The organism is Streptomyces sp. NPDC050619 (assembly GCF_040654815.1).
Lineage (GTDB): Bacteria > Actinomycetota > Actinomycetes > Streptomycetales > Streptomycetaceae > Streptomyces.
Window position 1 is genome coordinate 108,841 of record NZ_JBFAIR010000024.1, and the last position, 16,448, is coordinate 125,288.

Consider the following 16,448-nt stretch of genomic DNA (forward strand, 5'->3'; position numbering starts at 1 on the left):
TTCATCCCTGGGTCTTCTGGATAGCTTCGCGAAGCACCTGGCGGTCGTCGAAGGGACGGACCACACCGGCGATGTCCTGGCCCTGCTCGTGTCCCTTGCCCGCGACCAGCACGGTGTCCCCGGGCCGCGCGCGGGCCACGGCGGCGGCGATCGCGGCAGCCCGGTCCTCGAAGACCTGGACCTCGCCGCGTTCGTGTGCTGGTACGGACGCCGCACCCTGAAGCATGGTTGCGAGGATCGCGAGCGGGTCCTCGGAGCGGGGGTTGTCGGCGGTCAGTACGGCCGTGTCGGCGAGCCGGGCGGCGGCGGCGCCCATCGGCATCCGCTTGGTCTGGTCGCGGTCGCCGCCACAGCCGAGCACGATGTGCAGCCGGCCCTCGGTGACCTTGCGCAGGGCGCGCAGGACCGACTCGACCGCGTCCGTCTTGTGGGCGTAGTCGACGACCGCGAGGTAGGGCTGTCCGGCGTCCACGCGCTCCAGACGGCCCGGCACACCCGGTACGGCGGCGATGCCGTCGGCCGCGGCCTGCGCATCGAGGCCGGCGGCGGCGAGGGCGACGATCGCGGCGAGGGTGTTCGCCACGTTGAAGGGCCCGGCCAGCGGCGACCTGGCCGTGATTCGTTCCTCCTTGGGGCCGATCACGGTGAACGTCGAGTCCATGGGCCCGACTTGGACGTCCTCGGCGCGCCAGTCGGCGTCCGGGTGCCCCTCGGCGGAGAAGGTGACGACGGGGACGGTGGCCTCCTTGGCCAGCCTGCGCCCGTACTCGTCGTCGAAGTTGACGACGCCGAGACGGCTGCGTTTCGGCGTGAACAGCTGTGCCTTGGCCTGGAAGTAGTCCTCCATGTCGGAGTGGAACTCCATGTGTTCCGGGCTGAGGTTGGTGAAGACGCCGATGTCGAAGACACAGCCGTCGACCCGGCCGAGGACCAGGGCGTGGCTGGAGACCTCCATGGCGACCGCCTCGACGCCGCGCTCGCGCATGACGGCGAACAGGGCCTGGAGATCGGTGGCTTCGGGGGTGGTGCGCTCGGACTTGATGCGCTCGTCGCCGATGCGCATCTCGACGGTGCCGATCAGTCCGGTGGACCTGGCCGTCCGCAGGCCGCCCTCGACGAGGTAGGCGGTGGTGGTCTTGCCGGAGGTGCCGGTGATGCCGATCTGGAGCAGATCGGGGCCCGGGTGGCCGTAGATCGTGGCCGCCAGTTCGCCCATCTCCGCGCGCGGGGCGTCGACGACCAGCACCGGGAGCCCGGTGGCGGCGGCCCGCTCGGCGCCCGTCGGGTCGGTCAGCACGGCGACCGCGCCCAGGCCGGCGGCCTGCGTGACGAAGTCGGCGCCGTGCAGGCGGGCCCCGGGCAGGGCGGCGTACAGGTCGCCGGGGCGTACGGCGCGCGAGTCATGGGTGATGCCCGTGACCTCGGCGGCGCTTTTTGGAGCGGTGATACCCAGCTGATCGGCGAGTTCCGCGAGGGGTGTGGCGGAGACCCGGACCGGCCGGGGCGGTCCCGGATATGTCACGGGTGCGCCCTTCTGGGTGGTTTGGGACTGATCGGCGGTTGGCACGGCGGTGAGCGTACCGGGCGCACCCGCCTGGGAGCGAAGCGAGGGGGCGGGCGAGCCCTGGTTGCCGGAATCGGGGGTGATCGTTGTCACGAGCTGGTTCCTGGGTGGTTCCGTGCTGATCAGGGCGGAGGATTCCCTGCTGGTCAGGGTGTGAAGGCGACCGGAAGCCGCGCGGCCTTGGCGCCGGTCGGCGGTACCTGGAGGGACTTCAGGGCGAACTCCATCACCTGCTTGTAGACGGGACCGCAGATCTGGCCGCCGAAGTAGCTGCCCTCGGTGGCGTTCTGGATCGCGCAGTAGACGGTGATGCGCGGCTTGTCGGCGGGCGCGAATCCGGCGAACGACGAGGTGTAGCCCTTGTACTTGCCGGTGGCCGGATCCACACGGTTGGCCGTACCCGTCTTGCCCGCTACGCGGTAGCCGGGGATGCGCGCCTTGGTGCCGGTGCCCTCCTCGTCGTCCACGACGGACTCCAGCATCTGGGCGAGCGTCTTCGCCGTCTTCGCGCTGACGACCCTGGTCTCCTTGGGCTTCGCGGAGGGGGTGAAGGCTCCGTCCGGACCCTGCGTGCCGCGCACGAGCGTGGGTTCGACGCGTACGCCGCCGTTGGCGATCGTCGAGTAGACGGAGGCCGCCTGCACCGCGTTGAGGGAGACGCCCTGGCCGAAAGGAATCGTGTACTGCTGCGAGGTCGACCACTTGTCGGGCGGGGCGAGGATGCCCTTCGTCTCACCGGGGAAGCCGAGCCCGGTGTAGCTGCCGAGGCCGAACTTGCGCAGGTACGAGTAGAGGACCTGGTTGGCCTGCGGCTGCGTCCTGCCGAGCTGGCCGGTGGCCAGGATGGTGCCGATGTTGCTGGACTTGGCGAGCACGCCGTTGAGCGTGAGGTACCAGGTCGGGTGGTTGATGTCGTCCTTGAAGAGCCGGTCGCCGCGCTGTAGCCGGTTGGGCACGATCACGTGCGTCAGCGGGGTGGCGGCCTTCTCCTCCAGTACGGCGGCCATCGACATGATCTTCGCGGTGGAGCCGGGCTCGTAGGCGTCCTGGAGGGCGGCGTTGCCCATGTTCACCGAGCTGGCGGTGGACAGGTCGTTCGGGTCGAAGCCGGGCGAGTTGGCCATGGCGAGAATCTCGCCGGTCCGCGTGTCCTGCACGACCACATAGCCGCGGTCCGCCTTGGACTTCTCGACCTGATCGGTGATCGCGTTCTGCGCGGCCCACTGGATGTCGCGGTCGATGGTGAGCTCGACGTCGCTGCCGGACACGGCGGGCGTCTCGGTGGAGCCCACCGTCGGCACCTGACGGCCCCCGGACTGGGCGTAACGGATCTTGCCGTCCTTGCCGGCCAGCAGGCCGTTGAGCTGCTGCTCGACACCGCCGCCGCCCTTGCCCTCGGCGTTGACCCAGCCCAGTATCCCGGCGGCGAGGTCGCCGTTCGGGTACACGCGCTTGGTGGTGGGGACGGAGAGGACGCCCGCGAGGACGTTGACCGTGCTCTTGTCGGTCCCGGCCTTGGTGGCCAGCGCGGTCTTCAGGTCCTTGATCTGCTTCCAGACCTGCGGGGTCTGGCGATTGGCGAGCACGACGTAGCGGAGGTTCTTGTCCGCGGGCCTGAGCTTCTTGACGACCGTTTCCTGGTCCTGGCCGAGGATCGGGGCGAGCAGGGCGGCGGCCTGTTCGGGCCCGTCGCCGATCTTCAGCTGCTCGCGGGTGAACAGCGTGGGGTCGGCCGTGATGGTGTACGCGTCCACGCTGGTCGCGAGGGCCACGCCGGCGCGGTCGGTGATGCCGCCGCGCTCGGCGGGGAGGGTGTAGCCGACGTAGCGGTTCTGCTCGGCCTTGGCGGCGTACGTGCTCGCGTCGACGGCCTGCACCTGGAGCAGCCGTACGACGAAGGCGATCAGCACCAGGGTCAGCGCGACGCCGACCAGGCGCAGCCGGGGGCGGGGGCTGCCCAGCCGGATGACGCGGGGGGCCGCGGGGCGGGGTGGGGCCGGACGGCGGGCCGTGCGGGCGCCGGGGCCCGGGCGCCGCCGGCCGACCGGGCGGGCGGGCCGCTCGGGTTGTGCGGGGCGGGGCACGCGGCGGCGCGGCGGTTCCCTGTCGGACACTTCCGTCACCTGCCGGGAGTCGGGGTCGTGGTCGTCACGGACGGGGGTGTCGGCGAGGCGGCCGTCGGGGCCGGGGCGGGCAGGTTGGCGAGCGCCTCGGGGGCGAGCACGAGCGGGGTCCTCGCCGAGGTCTGCTGGGTCGGGGCGGCGGGGCTCGGCACACCCTTGACGGTGCCGTCGGGGTTGAGGAAGGCGGGGTCGCCGCCGGGCACCATGCCGAGCTCACGGGCGCGGAGCTGGAGGGCTTCGGGGGCGGAGTAGGCGTCGATGTCCCGCTGGAGAGCCTGTTCCTCGTCGGTGAGGCTCTTCGTCTCCCGCTGTAGGTCGTCGAGTTTGAACGCGCCTTCGCTGAGTGCCGAGTTCAGCACCAGCAGCCCGATGAGGCCGCCGCCGAGGAGAAGGACGACGAGGAGCACGAAGGGAGTGCGGGCGGCCTGTCCGGGGCCGGCCGCGGCCGGGATGAGACGCGCGAGACGGGCGGCCCTGCCCCTCAGTTCAGGTTTCCTGCTCACACGTCCTCCGGTGAGTCCGCTTTCCCCAACTCGCTCACTGGACGTCCTCCCTGATGCGCTGGGCCCCGCGCAGTCGCGCCGGTGCCGCCCGCCGGTTCTCGGCGACCTCTTCCTCGGTGGGAAGTTCGGCACCGCGCGTGAGCAGCTTGAGCCGGGGCTGGTAGCGCTCGGGGACGACCGGCAGCCCGGGCGGCGCGGTGGTCGCGGCGCCGGCCGCGAACACCTGCTTGACCAACCGGTCCTCCAGCGAGTGGTACGACAGGACGGCGATCCGTCCGCCCACGTCGAGCGCCTTCACAGCGGCCGGGATCGCCTGCTCCAGGACGGAGAGTTCGCCGTTGACCTCGATGCGCAGGGCCTGGAAGGTGCGCTTGGCCGGGTTGCCGCCGGTGCGCTTGGCGGCCTGCGGCAGGCTGTCCCGGATCAGCTCGACGAGCCGCGCGCTGTTGGAGAACGGCTCCTTCTCCCGTTCGCGCACGATCGCGGACACGATCCGCTTGGCCTGCTTCTCCTCGCCGTACGCCCTCAGGATCCGGACGAGCTCGCCGGGCGGGTAGGTGTTGAGGACCTCGGCGGCGCTCATGCCGGTCGTCTGGTCCATGCGCATGTCGAGCGGGGCGTCCTGCGCGTAGGCGAAGCCGCGGTCGGCCTCGTCGAGCTGCATGGAGGAGACGCCCAGGTCGAAGAGGACGCCCTGCACGCGCGCGATGCCGAGCCGGTCCAGTACCTCGGGCAGCTCGTCGTACACCGCGTGGACGAGGGTGGCGCGCTCCGCGTAGGGCGCGAGCCGCTCGCCGGACAGGCGCAGCGCCTCCTTGTCGCGGTCCAGGGCGACGAGCCGGGCCTCGGGGAAGCGCGCGAGCAGGGCCTCGCTGTGGCCGCCGAGCCCGAGCGTGCAGTCGACGACCACCGCTCCCGGCCGCTCCAGGGCGGGGGCCAACAGGTCCAGGCACCGCTGGAGCATCACCGGGACGTGTCGACTCTGGCTCAAGTGGCCCTCTCAGGTCCGGCGCGGCGGCTCGTACGCGATGGAGGCCGAGCCGTACGTACGCGCCGCGCACGTGAGGAGATCTCCGGAAAATCGACGAGGTCTCCAGGGTGAATCAGTCCAGCAGGGAAGCCTCGCCTCCCGCTTCGCGTCACTTTAGTCCACGCTGTCTCGCGGTCAATCAACCGGCCTGCGCGTCGCCGCCGCGCTCGCGCCACCCTTGTGGGGTAGCTCACAACAAGACTCAATGACGTTCTTTGTCCTCTCTCACAGCGGGCCTGGAGCGGGCGTGACCAGTACCGTCATAGGTATGACGACTTCCGCATCGGTTCCCGCAGGACCCGAAGGCGCCATAACCAGCGTCGGCACGGTCACCGACCGCCTCGTCGAGGCCAACGAGCAGTACGCCGCCGCGTTCGCCGACCCCGGGATGGACGCCCGTCCCGTCCTGCGCGTCGCCGTAGTGGCCTGCATGGACGCCCGCCTCGACCTGCACGCCGCGCTCGGCCTGGAGCTCGGCGACTGTCACACCGTCCGCAACGCGGGCGGCGTCGTCACCGACGACGTCATCCGCTCCCTCACCATCAGCCAGCGGGCGCTGGGCACCCGCAGTGTCGTCCTCATCCACCACACCGGCTGTGGCCTGGAGAACCTCACCGAGGATTTCCGGCACGAGCTGGAGGACGAGGTGGGCCAGCGTCCCGCCTGGGCCGTGGAGGCCTTCCGGGACGTCGACCAGGACGTACGGCAGTCGATGCAGCGCGTGCGTACCTCGCCGTTCCTGCCGCACACCGACGACGTACGCGGCTTCGTCTTCGACGTGAAGACGGGCCTGCTGCGCGAGATCGACCCCGCGTAACCATCCGCCGCAGCTGTCGGTTCGCTGTTGATTTCCGGCCCTGGGGCACCCGAAAGACCGTAAACCCGACAAATCGCGGGCAGTTGTCCACAGGCGAGTGACACGAATCGGTAACGGCAGCAAGAATGCGGGGTGTGGCGTCACACGGAAGCTTTCACGTGTGGTGTCCGTGTTTCGGGGTGGGCCGGTTACGCATCGCGCGCATCGGCCCGGAAAGAACGGGCCGAGGAGGGCCGGGTGACGACCTATGACGATCGAGCGAGCCTCACTGATCTGACCGCCACTGTGGAGCGTGTCCGCAGTTCGGTGGAAGGAGTGATCGAGGGCAAGCCCGAGGTCGTACGGCTTTCGCTGACCGTACTGCTCGCCGAGGGACACCTTCTGATCGAGGATGTCCCCGGTGTCGGCAAGACCATGCTGGCCAAGGCACTGGCGCGGTCCATCGACTGCTCCGTGCGACGTATCCAGTTCACGCCCGACCTGCTGCCCTCGGACATCACGGGTGTGTCCATCTGGGATCAGCAGCGCCGGGACTTCGAGTTCAAGCCGGGCGCGATCTTCGCGCAGATCGTGATCGGCGACGAGATCAACCGTGCCTCGCCGAAGACGCAGTCCGCGCTCCTGGAGTCCATGGAGGAGCGCCAGGTCACGATCGACGGCACGACCTACGAGCTGCCCAGCCCCTTCATGGTGGTGGCGACGCAGAACCCGGTCGAGATGGAGGGCACCTACCCGCTGCCGGAGGCCCAGCGCGACCGCTTCATGGCCCGCGTGTCCATCGGCTACCCCAGCGCGGAGGCCGAGCTCGAGATGCTCGACATCCACGGCGGGGTGAACCCCCTGGACGACCTCCAGCCGGTGGCGCACGCGCACGAGATCGTGAAGCTGATCGACGCCGTCCGCGGCGTCCATGTCGCCGACTCGGTCCGGCGGTACGCGGTGGACCTGGTCGCCGCCACCCGCAACCACCCTGACCTCAGGCTGGGCGCCTCCCCGCGCGCGACGCTGCATCTGCTGCGCGCGGCCAAGGCGTCCGCGGCCCTGAGCGGCCGGGAGTACGCGCTGCCGGACGACGTGCAAGCGCTCGCCGTCGCGGTCCTGGCCCACCGCCTGCTGCCGACCGCCCAGGCCCAGCTGAACCGCCGTACGGCGGAGCAGGTCGTGCAGGAGATCCTCCAGCGCACCCCGCTGCCCGCTTCGCCCCAGCAGGGCGCCCTCGGCCTGGGCCACGGCGGGCCGACGTACGGCCAGCAACCGCCGCGGAGGCTGTGATGACCACCGGCGGGACCGGCCACGCGGAGGCCGACCAGGGCGACAAGGGCGGTATGCGCACCGCGCTGGCCGGCCTGAGCACCCGCGGCCGATCCTTCTTCGCGGCCGGGATCGCCGCGGCCATCTGCGCGTACGTCCTCGGGCAGAGCGACCTGCTGCGGGTCGGACTGCTGCTGGCCGCGCTGCCCCTGATCTGCGCCACCGTCCTCTTCCGCACGCGCTACCGGGTCGCCGGCAGCCGCCGGCTCTCCCCCGCGCGCGTGCCCGCCGGCAGCGAGGCCCGCGTCCATCTGCGGATGGACAACGTCTCGCGGCTGCCCACGGGCCTGCTCATGCTCCAGGACCAGGTGCCGTACGTGCTGGGCCCGCGCCCGCGCTTCGTCCTCGACCGGGTGGAGCCGGGCGGCCGCCGCGAGGTGTCCTACCGCGTCCGCTCCGACCTGCGCGGCCGCTATCCACTCGGCCCGCTCCAACTGCGCCTGACCGACCCCTTCGGCATGTGCGAGCTGACCCGGTCCTTCTCGACGTACGACACCCTGACCGTCATCCCGCGCGTGGAGCCGCTGTCGCCGGTGCGGCTGAGCGGCGAGGCGAAGGGGTACGGCGAGGGCCGGCAGCGCGCGCTCGCCCTGGCCGGCGAGGACGACGTCATCCCACGCGGGTACCGCTACGGCGACGACCTGCGCCGGGTGCACTGGCGGCTGACGGCGCGCTACGGCGAGCTGATGGTGCGCCGCGAGGAGCAGCCGCAGCGCTCCCGCTGCACGGTACTGCTCGACACCCGGGGCCTCGCCTTCCAGGGCGCGGGCCCCGACTCCGCCTTCGAGTGGGCCGTCTCGGGCGCCGCGTCCGTCCTGGTCCACATGCTTGAGCGGGGCTTTTCCGTACGGCTGTTGACGGACACCGGCAACTCGGTGCCCGGCGAGGGCGCCGACGGGTTCGCGGGCGCGAACCAGGAGTCGGCGGACGCGGCCGGGCTGATGATGGACACCCTCGCGGTGATCGACCACTCGGACGGCACGGGCCTGTCCCGGGCCTACGACGTGCTGCGCGGCGGCAACGAAGGGCTGCTGGTGGCCTTCTTCGGCGACCTCGACGAGGAACAGGCCGCGGTGGTCGCCAGGATGCGGCAGCGCAGCGGAGGGGCGGTCGCCTTCCTGCTGGACAGCGACACCTGGGTACGGGAACCGAGCGATGTGCCCGGCCCGTTGGACAGGAGCGGGGAGCGGCTGCGGATGCTGCGCGAGGCGGGCTGGACGGCGCTGAGCGTACCGCGGGGCGCCTCGCTGAACGAGCTGTGGGGCCAGGCGGACCGGGAGCGCACGGGCATCGGTGCGGCCGGCATCGGGGAGGGGTCGTCATGAGCGGGAGGGCACGACTGGCGCTGTGCGCCTGGGCAGCCACCCTGATGGCCTCGTGCGCCCTGCTGCCGCTGGTCGAGCCGGCCACCTGGATCCTTCAGGCCGCGTTCCTGCTGGCGGTGCAGACGGGCGTGGGCGCGGCGACCCGGCGGGTACCGCTGGCCCGGCCGTTGACGGTGGCGGCGCAGGCCCTGGTCACGCTGCTGCTGCTGACCCTGACCTTCGCGCGCGAGCAGGCCTTCCTCGGGCTGATCCCCGGCCCTGAGGCCTTCCTCCACTTCGCCGACCTGCTGCAACAGGGCTCCGACGACATCGCGCGGTACGCGATCCCGGCCCCGCTGGAGTCCGACGGCATCCGGCTGATGCTGGTCGGCGGTGTCCTGGTGATCGGCCTCGCGGTGGACCTGCTCGCGGTGACCTTCCGCAGCGCGGCCCCGGCCGGTCTCCCCCTGCTCGCCCTGTACTCCGTCGCCGCGGGGCTGTCCGACGGCGGCGCCGACTGGCTGTGGTTCCTGGTCGCGGCGGCCGGCTATCTGCTGCTGCTCCTGGCCGAGGGGCGGGAGCGGCTCTCGCAGTGGGGCCGGGTCTTCGGCGGGGCATCGCGCACTCCGGGCGCCGAGTCCGGCGGGGCGGTGGCGCCGGTCCGCACCGGCCGGCGCATCGGCGTGGTCGCGCTGGGTGTCGCCCTCGTGGTCCCGCTCGCCCTGCCCGCGATGAACGGCGGTCTCCTGGACGGCGCCCGGACAGGCGTGGGCTCGGGCTCCGGGCGCGGCGGCATGATAAACGCGGTGAACCCCCTGGTGTCCCTGCGCAACAACCTGAACGTGGACGAGGACAGCCAGGTCCTGTCCTTGCGGACCAATACCAACGACCTCTCCAACCTGTACCTGCGGATCGTGTCGCTGGACGACTTCGACGGCACCACCTGGGGGCCCTCCCGGCGAGACGTCACCGACGTGCCGGACGACGAGTTCCCGGCCCCCATCGGCCTCAGCTCCGACGTCAAGCGCTCGGAGATCGAGACCACCATCTCGGCGGCCGGCACGTACGCCCAGAACTGGCTGCCGATGCCGTACCCGCCCAGCGAAGTACGGGTCCCGGGCAAGTGGCGCTACGAACCCGTGGGCATGACAGTCGTCGGCGACCCCGGCCAGACCACGCGCGGCGCGACGTACCAGGTCAAGAGTCTGGACATACAGCCGACGGCCGAGCAGCTCTCCTCCGCGCCGGCGCCGCCCGCGGCGCTGAAACGCGAGTACACCGAGCTGCCGGACTCGCTGCCGGCGGTGGTGGGCGAGACGGCCCGTAAGATCACCGCGGGTGCGACGAACGCCTACGAGCAGGCGGTCGCGCTCCAGGACTACTTCGCCGTGACCGGCGGCTTCGAGTACGACACCAGCGTGCAGGTCGGCAGCGGCCCGCAGGCGATCGCCCGCTTCCTCCAGGACAAGGAGGGCTTCTGCGTCCACTTCTCCTTCGCGATGGCGGCGATGGCACGCTCCCTGGGCATACCGGCCCGGGTCGCGGTGGGCTTCGCGCCCGGTTCTCCGCAGGCGGACGGGTCGGTGTCGGTGGGCCTGAAGGACGCCCACGCCTGGCCCGAGCTGTACTTCGAGGGCGTGGGCTGGACCCGCTTCGAGCCGACTCCCAACCGTGGCTCGGTGCCGTCGTACACCGTCCCGGACGCGCCCGGCAGCGCCCTTCCGGACGCGGCGCAGCCGTCCCAGTCGGCGAGCACGGCTCCTTCGCCCTCGGCCTCGGCCAGCGAGAGCTGCACAGCGGAGCAGAAGAAGGTGGAGGGGTGCGAGAGCGACTCCCCGGCAGCCGGGCTGGGCAAGGACACCAACTTCCCGTGGTGGTCCATCGCCGGCCCGTGGTGGTACCTCAAGCTGCTGGGCTGGGTTCTCGCCGGGCTCGCCGTCCTGGCGATCCCTCTGTCGCCGATGTTGTGGCGGCTGCGGACCCGAGCCGTCCGCCTGGGCGGGCACGACCGCACCGAGGCCGGCGCGGCGGTGCACACCCTGGCGGTCTGGCAGGAGCTGGCCGATACGGCATGGGACTTCGGGATCTCGCCGGACGAGTCGCAGACCCCGCGCAAGGCGGCGGCGCGGATCGTGCGGCTCGGGCATCTCGACCCGGCCGCGGCGGCCGCGGTGCACCGTGTGGCGGACGCCGTGGAACAGGTCCTCTACGCGCCGCGACCGCGCCCGACGGCGGGGCTCACGGAGGATGTCCGCAAGGTCGTCGCCGGGCTGCGAAGCACCGCCGGCCGGGGCACGAAGCTGCGCGCTGTGGTCACCCCGCGCTCCACCGTACGAGTGGCGTGGGCGATGTCGGAGTGGTGGACCGGTCTCAAGGCACGCGCTTCGGCGGCCCGCCCGACCCTGCGCAAACCGTCGGGCCAGCAGGGCTGAGCGCGCTGCCCAGCACGCTGCCTTCGGCTGTCTTCGGCTGATCTGTCTTTGGCTGATTCCGGGCCTCTGGGCCCCGGGTCGTGGATGCGACCCGGGCCCAGGCGCCCGTGGGTTTTCCAAGGGGGTCGTGCATGGGGGCATGCGTGAGGGGGTGACCACCCAGCTGGGTGGTCACCCCCTCACGCACACGCGAGAGCTGTCAGTCGGTCGAGCTAATGGCCCTGTTCATCACGGCGGCGCTGCCAGCGCTGCTCGATCCGGTCCATCATGGAGCGCCGCTGCCGTCCCTGGCGACGTGCCTGCGGGCCGCCCTCGGCGGGCTGTTCGCCCGGCTTGGGGGCTTTGCGCCAGCCGGTTACGGCGAGCACCGCGCAGCCCAGCATGACCAGGAAGCCCACCACGCTGAGCCAGACCTGCTTGGCGACCATACCGGCCATGAGGAGCGCGATACCCACGAGGAAGCCAGCGACCGCCTGGTAGACCCGTCGCCGGGTGTACGTACGCAGCCCGCTTCCCTCAAGCGCTGTCGCGAACTTGGGATCTTCGGCGTACAGCGCTCGCTCCATCTGCTCGAGCATTCGCTGCTCGTGCTCCGAGAGCGGCACGGAGTCCTCCTCATCGTGCAGTCGCCGGGGCGACTCCGGGGGTCCCTTCAGGATAGGCAGGGAATCGCCCCCGTGAAACCCGCCCCTCTACGCCATTTAGCCAACCGGATTCCGCCATGAGCGTCCCGACTCGCTGAAGATTTCATTCCCCAGCAGCCGACCCGTCATGCCGGGCGGTCTCCCTCGATCATACGGCGCTGGGCGCAGGATCGGGGGGCCTGTGGCGTACTCCATGCACGCGCAAGTTGCTGATCAGCGACACACCTGGAGAGAGGCTCAGCCCTCGGCGGCACCCCGCGTCTCACCGAGCACATGAAGCTGAGTGGCCACGGAGTGGAACGCGGGGAGCTCGGCCGCCGCCTCCTCCAGCTTCAGCAGCGCCTCCAGGGCCCCGGGCTCGGTGTCGACCAGCACGCCGGGGACCAGATCGGCGAAGACCCGCACGCCGTGCACGGCGCCGACCCTCAGGCCCGCGCCCTCGACCAGTCCGGTGAGCTGCTCGACGGTGAAGCGGTGCGGCACGGGGTCGCCGGCGCCCCAGCGGCCGTTCGGGTCGTCGAGGGCCTGCTTGGCCTCCTTGAAGTGGCCGGCGATGGCCCGGGCGAGCACGGCGCCACCGAGGCCGGCGGCGAGCAGGCTGAGGACGCCCTCGGCGCGCAGGGCGGCCACCGTGTTGCGGACGCCCTCGGCCGGGTCGTCCACGTACTCCAGGACGCCGTGGCACAGCACCACGTCGTAGCCGCCGCGCTCGACTACGTCGAAGAGGCCGTGGGCGTCGCCCTGGACGCCCTGCACCCGGTCGGCCACGCCTGCCTCGGCGGCGCGGCGCTCCAGGGCGAACAGCGCGTTCGGGCTGGGGTCGACGACGGTGACGCGGTGACCGAGGCGGGCCAGGGGGACCGCGAAGTTACCGCTGCCGCCTCCGGTGTCGAGGACGTCCAGCGACTCCCGGCCCGTGGCCTTGACCCGGCGGTCCAGGGCGTCCTGGAGGACCTCCCAGACCACGGCGGTCCGGAGAGAGGCGCGAGAGCGGGAAGGGCCGGAGCGCAGCGACGTCGGTTGCGGGCGGTGGTGGGCGACGGGCGGGCGCATCGGGTCCGACACGGCAGTTGACTCCTCGGCGCGGCACCGCCTCTTGCGCGGCGGAGCGATCGGGGCGCCTCCCGCCCCGGGGCGCGGGACAGCGAGGCTTCAGGCCCTTCCCACCCTATTGCCTCCGACACCGCACCTGGTCGCTACGGTGCCGCGCCTCCTGGTCCGTCTCGCACGGTGGACTCGAGAGTGCCGACCGCCCTCCAGGAAAAGCCGGCACGCCCCGGGTACCGGCCGGTCAGCCCGCGTCCGGGAAGCCACGGTCGGCGGTGTCGGGGCCCTCCGGCCGGTCCGCGTCCTGGCGTGGCTGGGGCAGGACGGGCTGGAGCACCAGCATGCGCTCGACGAGGCGCAGGAACATCGCCACGTCGCGTATCAGGTCGTCGGCGTCCCGGCGGCTGGCCGCGCCCTGGATGCCCGCCTCGGCCCGGGCACGGCGCCGGGCTCCGGCGGCGAACAGCGCGCCCCACTCGGCGAGTTCGGGCGCGATCTCGGGGAGCACTTCCCAGGCGCTCCTGATCCGGGCCCGCCGTCGCGGTGTGGTCTCCGGGCGGCCCCGCGCGGCGAGCACGGCGGCGGCGGTGCGCAGGGCGGCGAGGTGGGCCGTCGCATAGCGCTCGTTCGGCGTTTCCAGCGCGGCGGCCTCGTCCAGTCCCGCGCGGGCCTGGGCGAGCAGATCGAGGGCGGCGGGCGGGGCCGTGGCCCGGCGGAGCACGGGGTGTACGTCGCTCGCCGGGCCGGTCAGTGAGGGGGCAGGGCCGGTGGCGCGGCGCCGACGGGCGGCTGCTGCGTGGTGGTTGGCCATGACGAACCTCCTGTCGTCTGTGTGACGGCACGCCCGGACACGAGGTGCCGTATGTGCCCATCGTGAGGTATGGCACTGACAATCCGTTCTGACCTGGTCTTTTACTTCGATCGAGCGTTCGGGTGACGGACTCGGTGTCACCGCCGAGCGGCTCCTGTGAGAATCAAGGTCATGGAAAGCAGCAGCGCCACGCCGGGCGTCAGCACCCGCCGCGAGGCCACCCGGCAGAAGCTCTACGAGGCGGCCGTCACGCTCATCGCCGAGCAGGGCTTCTCCGCCACCACGGTGGACGAGATCGCCGAGCGGGCCGGAGTCGCGAAGGGCACCGTCTACTACAACTTCGCGAGCAAGTCCGTCCTCTTCGAGGAACTGCTGCGGCACGGCGTGGGACTCCTCACCGCCTCCCTCCGGGAGGCGGCCGAGCGGACCGCCCGGGACGGCGGCGGCCAGGTGGACGCCCTGGACGCGATGATCCGCGCGGGTCTCGTCTTCATCCAGCGCTACCCGGCCTTCACGCAGCTGTACGTGGCCGAGCTGTGGCGCACCAACAGGGCCTGGCAGTCCACGCTCATGGTGGTCCGGCGCCAGGCGGTGGCGGTCGTCGAGGGCGTCCTGCGCGACGGCGTCGACAACGGTGAGTTCAGTGACGACCTCGATGTCCCGCTGACCGCGGCCGCGCTGGTCGGCATGGTGCTGGTGGCCGCCCTGGACTGGCAGGCCTTCCAGCCGGAGCGCTCCCTGGACGACGTGCACGCGGCGCTGTCCCGGCTGCTCCAGGGGCGGGTGAGCGGGCGCCGCTGAGCGGCCGCCGTTGAGTGGGCGCCGTTGAGTGGGCGCCGTTGAGTGGGCGCCGCGCACAGCCGAAAGCGCCGGTCCGGTGTGGCCGCGTCCCCCGCGGGCCACCTCGAACCGGCGCCTCCTCGTGCTCCCCCGTTTCCCCCGTTTCCCCCGTTCCCCCGTTCCCCCGTTGGGCCCCCGTTCGGTCGTCCCCCGGGTTCCCCCGTGCCTCGCTCCCGCCGGCGCCAGCCGGCGGAAGGAGCGGATCCGGGGCGGCTCCGTTCCGGCGCCCCGTGTCGCCGGTGCCGGAGCCGTTCCCCTTCTCCGTGCCTCCACTCTCTCGTTCACGCAGGTCGGAACCTATCCGCGCGCGTACTCAACTCACCTGCTAGGTACGCGTACTCAGTCGTACGCACTCAGGCCCAGGACGCCGGGTCGCCGACTGGTGACGAACGCGTCCGTGTCCGTACTCCCCCACTCCCTCCGGCCGGGGGCCTCACAGGCCCGCGGCCGGATTGTCGGTGGCGGCCGATAAAGTCGCGGGCATGGCAGGGATTGCGGTGATCGGCGCCGGGATGGGCGCGATGGCGGCCGCCGCACGGCTGGCCGTCGCGGGCCACCGGGTGGCGGTGTACGAGCGTACGGAGACGTACGGCGGAGCGGTGCGCCGCTTCGAGCGGGACGGCTTCTCCTTCGACACGGGCCCCGGGCTCCTGCCCCTGCCCGCGGTCTACCGCGACCTGTTCGTCAAGACCGGCAGGGAACCACTGGAGGAGTGCGTCGACCTGGTCCAGGTGGACCCGTCGTCACGGCACGTCTTCGCGGACGGCACCGAGGTCTCGCTGCCGAACGCCTCACGCGCGGGCGTCGTCACCGCCCTGGACGAGGCGCTCGGGTCGGGCACCGGGCAGCTCTGGGGCGACTTCCTGGTCCGCGCGCGCGAGGCCTGGGACCGGACGCGCAGGCCGCTCCTGGAGGAGCCGCTGTGGCCGAACTGGTCGGTGCTGGCCGAGCGCGAGCCCTATCCGGCGGTCCCCCACAAGCGGCTGCTGCGCACTCGTCGGGCCGGCACGCTCGCCGAGGTCGGCGCCTGGGAGCTGCGCGACGCCCGGCTCATCGCCCTCCTGGAGAGCCACGCCCTCGCTCACGGCCTGGACCCGCGGGTCGCTCCGGCGAGCGCGACCGTGCTGCCGTACCTGGAGCACGCCTTCGGCACCTGGTATGTGCGGGGCGGAATACGGGAGTTGGCGCGCGCGGTGTACGAGCGGTGCGTGGCCAGGAAGGTCGAGTTCGTCTTCGGCGCCGAGGTCACCGGGGTGGTGGAGAAGGACGGCCGGGCAGCGGGGGTGGAGCTCGCGGACGGGGCGGTGGCGGAGGCGGATTTCGTGGTCGCCGGCGTCGCGCCCGAGGCGCTCGGCCGCGTCGTCCGGAATGCGGTACTGCGGGGAGAAGGGGAAGTCGGGCCCCAGCGCGGGCTGCCGAGCCGGCTGGCCGTGCTGCTGGCGCTGCGCGGCGCACGCCCGCAGGGGACGACTCATCGCACGGTGGTGCACGCGGAGGACCGCGAGACCGAGTTGGACCGTTTGTTCGGCACGCCCCCCGCTACGGCCGCGCCGCCCCCGACGGTCACGGTGCTGCGGCCGGACGACCCGCGGCTGGTCCCGGACGCGGGGCATGAGGCGGTCACGCTCACCTCGGTGGTACCCACCGGCCGACATGAGCCGGAGGCCTTCGACCGGCGCGCCGACGCAGATGCCGCCGCCGAGGGCATGATCACCGCCGCCGAGCGCGCGATACCCGGCCTGCGCGACCGCCTCCTCTGGCACGAGGTCCGCACCCCGGCCGACATCGCGGCGGCGACGGGCGCGGAGGGCGGGGCGGTCCCGGGACCGGCACTGGCCGCGGCCGACGGCCGTCTGCTGCACCCGGCCAACCTCACGGCCGTACCGGGCCTGTTCACCGTCGGCGGCTGGTCGCACCCCGGCGGCGGTCTCCCGCACGCCGGCATGTCGGGAGCGCTGGTCGCCGGACTGATCGTGGAGGGGCCGGACTTCCGGGGATCCCAGTGAAATGAAGCGAGATGGA

At 72.2% G+C, this 16,448-nt stretch carries 13 protein-coding genes; 6 read left to right on the forward strand and 7 right to left on the reverse strand.

Going from position 1 to position 16,448, the window contains the following annotated elements:
* Window position 1: 1 nt before the first annotated feature.
* The 4 genes from AB0I77_RS33560 to rsmH all read right to left on the reverse strand — a co-directional run bounded on the left by AB0I77_RS33560 (window position 2) and on the right by rsmH (window position 5,181).
* Window positions 2–1,522 (reverse strand): UDP-N-acetylmuramoyl-L-alanyl-D-glutamate--2,6-diaminopimelate ligase, encoded by a 1,521-nt coding sequence (locus AB0I77_RS33560; protein ID WP_363286581.1) that lies wholly within the window; start codon window positions 1,520–1,522, stop codon window positions 2–4.
* Window positions 1,523–1,710: 188 nt separating this feature from the next.
* Window positions 1,711–3,687, reverse strand: a complete 1,977-nt coding sequence (locus AB0I77_RS33565) for a penicillin-binding protein 2 (RefSeq protein WP_363286517.1) — start codon at window positions 3,685–3,687, stop codon at window positions 1,711–1,713.
* Window positions 3,684–4,190: a hypothetical protein gene (locus AB0I77_RS33570; protein WP_363286518.1), complete on the reverse strand. Its 507-nt coding sequence runs from the start codon at window positions 4,188–4,190 to the stop codon at window positions 3,684–3,686. The genes AB0I77_RS33565 and AB0I77_RS33570 overlap by 4 nt, the downstream gene beginning before the upstream one ends.
* A 34-nt stretch (window positions 4,191–4,224) precedes the next feature.
* Window positions 4,225–5,181 carry a 16S rRNA (cytosine(1402)-N(4))-methyltransferase RsmH gene (rsmH, locus tag AB0I77_RS33575; RefSeq protein ID WP_363286519.1) on the reverse strand — a complete coding sequence of 319 codons (957 nt, stop codon included), beginning with the start codon at window positions 5,179–5,181 and terminating at the stop codon, window positions 4,225–4,227.
* 307 nt (window positions 5,182–5,488) lie between these two features.
* Between rsmH and AB0I77_RS33580 the strand changes: the two genes are divergently transcribed.
* The 4 genes from AB0I77_RS33580 to AB0I77_RS33595 all read left to right on the forward strand — a co-directional run bounded on the left by AB0I77_RS33580 (window position 5,489) and on the right by AB0I77_RS33595 (window position 11,084).
* Window positions 5,489–6,037 carry a carbonic anhydrase gene (locus AB0I77_RS33580; RefSeq protein WP_363286520.1) on the forward strand — a complete coding sequence of 183 codons (549 nt, stop codon included), beginning with the start codon at window positions 5,489–5,491 and terminating at the stop codon, window positions 6,035–6,037.
* Window positions 6,038–6,274: 237 nt separating this feature from the next.
* Window positions 6,275–7,309, forward strand: a complete 1,035-nt coding sequence (locus AB0I77_RS33585) for a MoxR family ATPase (RefSeq protein ID WP_363286521.1) — start codon at window positions 6,275–6,277, stop codon at window positions 7,307–7,309.
* Complete coding sequence (locus AB0I77_RS33590) at window positions 7,309–8,673, forward strand: DUF58 domain-containing protein (protein WP_363286522.1); 1,365 nt, start codon at window positions 7,309–7,311, stop codon at window positions 8,671–8,673. The genes AB0I77_RS33585 and AB0I77_RS33590 overlap by 1 nt, the downstream gene beginning before the upstream one ends.
* Entirely contained in the window at window positions 8,670–11,084 is a 2,415-nt protein-coding gene (locus AB0I77_RS33595) for a DUF3488 and transglutaminase-like domain-containing protein (protein WP_363286523.1), read from the forward strand. The genes AB0I77_RS33590 and AB0I77_RS33595 overlap by 4 nt, the downstream gene beginning before the upstream one ends.
* A gap of 212 nt (window positions 11,085–11,296) precedes the next feature.
* Here AB0I77_RS33595 and AB0I77_RS33600 read toward each other — a convergent pair whose 3' ends face one another.
* The 3 genes from AB0I77_RS33600 to AB0I77_RS33610 form a co-directional block, all read right to left on the reverse strand.
* Window positions 11,297–11,689 carry a DUF3040 domain-containing protein gene (locus tag AB0I77_RS33600; RefSeq protein WP_363286524.1) on the reverse strand — a complete coding sequence of 131 codons (393 nt, stop codon included), beginning with the start codon at window positions 11,687–11,689 and terminating at the stop codon, window positions 11,297–11,299.
* 276 nt (window positions 11,690–11,965) lie between these two features.
* Window positions 11,966–12,793, reverse strand: a complete 828-nt coding sequence (locus AB0I77_RS33605) for a methyltransferase (RefSeq protein ID WP_363286525.1) — start codon at window positions 12,791–12,793, stop codon at window positions 11,966–11,968.
* A gap of 226 nt (window positions 12,794–13,019) precedes the next feature.
* On the reverse strand, window positions 13,020–13,586 hold the full coding sequence (locus tag AB0I77_RS33610; protein WP_363286526.1) for an SAV_6107 family HEPN domain-containing protein: 567 nt from the start codon (window positions 13,584–13,586) through the stop codon (window positions 13,020–13,022).
* Between the two features lie 171 nt (window positions 13,587–13,757).
* Between AB0I77_RS33610 and AB0I77_RS33615 the strand changes: the two genes are divergently transcribed.
* Together AB0I77_RS33615 and AB0I77_RS33620 are read left to right on the forward strand one after the other, a co-directional pair.
* Complete coding sequence (locus AB0I77_RS33615; RefSeq protein WP_363286527.1) at window positions 13,758–14,387, forward strand: TetR/AcrR family transcriptional regulator; 630 nt, start codon at window positions 13,758–13,760, stop codon at window positions 14,385–14,387.
* 521 nt (window positions 14,388–14,908) lie between these two features.
* Entirely contained in the window at window positions 14,909–16,432 is a 1,524-nt protein-coding gene (locus AB0I77_RS33620; protein ID WP_363286528.1) for an NAD(P)/FAD-dependent oxidoreductase, read from the forward strand.
* The last annotated feature ends 16 nt before the right edge of the window (window positions 16,433–16,448 follow it).